Origin of the sequence: Vibrio sp. S12_S33, from assembly GCF_963889785.1 — a bacterium.
In the GTDB taxonomy this organism is placed as follows: Bacteria; Pseudomonadota; Gammaproteobacteria; order Enterobacterales; family Vibrionaceae; genus Vibrio; species Vibrio aestuarianus.
Genome location: NZ_CAWPQZ010000177.1, coordinates 1 through 911, shown reverse-complemented (window position 1 = coordinate 911; position 911 = coordinate 1). Strand labels below are relative to the sequence as shown.

Below are 911 nucleotides of genomic sequence, written 5' to 3'. Positions count from 1 at the left end.
AGCAAAAAGTTGCTTACGCTAGGCAGGTTATTGCTCAATATGTTTCATTTGTCATTATAACTCATTGAAATTAAACAATCTTAAGGTTGGCATCGACCTTGCTCTATAGGTGATGAATTTGCGCAAAATACATTCATCATTTAAGTAAAGTAAGGAATTTGCAATGCCAACTCCATGTTATATCTCTATCGACGGCGAAACTCAGGGTCTTATCACTGCAGGTGCTCTATCTACTGATTCTATCGGCGATGCATTTGTTGAAGGTCATGAAGACCAAATGTTAGTTCAACAATTTGACCACGTGGTAACCGTCCCAACTGACCCACAATCTGGTCAGCCTTCTGGTCAACGTGTTCATAAGCCATTCAAATTTACCGTAGCGCTAAATAAAGCGGTTCCGCTTCTTTACAACGCATTGGCGTCTGGTGAGAAGATGAAATCGGTTGAGCTAAAATGGTACCGCACCTCTATCGAAGGTAAGCAAGAAAACTTCTTCACCACCAAACTGGAAAGCGCGTCTATCGTGGACATTCAATGTGAAATGCCACACTGCCAAGATCCAACTAACTCTGATTTCACGCAAAACGTTACGGTTTCTATGTCTTACCGTAAAATCCTGTGGGATCACATTAATGCTGGTACTTCAGGCTCAGACGACTGGCGCAAGCCTGTTGAAGCGTAATCACGCTTAGTTTTTTGGGTCGCTCGTTCGTGTTTCATGTCCTTAGGGCGGGCGACCCACATTGGAGCCTTAAGCTCAGTACATAGCATTTTGTTGTGTATTGAGCTTAAGGTTTTTCGACATTCAAATGTGGAAGGGAAGATAAATGGCGACGTTAAGTTTTAGGCTCAAAGTGGATGGGTTGGCAGACGACACCTTAGTGGTGCGTGAATATCAAGGGGTCGAATCG

The 911-nt window shown here is 43.4% G+C and carries 1 protein-coding gene; it reads left to right on the top strand.

The features are described 5' to 3' along the window. The first annotated feature begins 163 nt into the window (after positions 1-163). Positions 164-682 (top strand): Hcp family type VI secretion system effector, encoded by a 519-nt coding sequence (locus tag AACW06_RS19725; protein ID WP_053308893.1) that lies wholly within the window; start codon positions 164-166, stop codon positions 680-682. The last annotated feature ends 229 nt before the right edge of the window (positions 683-911 follow it).